General features: G+C 50.7%; 1 rRNA gene. It reads left to right on the forward strand.

Features of this window, described 5'->3' with window-relative positions:
* Positions 1 to 227 (forward strand): 16S ribosomal RNA (locus tag OCU55_RS23875); the annotation flags it as partial.

Consider the following 227-nt stretch of genomic DNA (forward strand, 5'->3'; position numbering starts at 1 on the left):
ATTAAAACTCAAAGGAATTGACGGGGGCCCGCACAAGCAGCGGAGCATGTGGTTTAATTCGAAGCAACGCGAAGAACCTTACCTAGACTTGACATCTCCTGAATTACCCTTAACCGGGGAAGTCGGTACCTTTGGTACCGACAGGAAGACAGGTGGTGCATGGTTGTCGTCAGCTCGTGTCGTGAGATGTTGGGTTAAGTCCCGCAACGAGCGCAACCCTTATTGTT

The organism is Clostridium folliculivorans (assembly GCF_024341905.1).
Classification (GTDB): domain Bacteria; phylum Bacillota; class Clostridia; order Clostridiales; family Clostridiaceae; genus Clostridium_AR; species Clostridium_AR folliculivorans.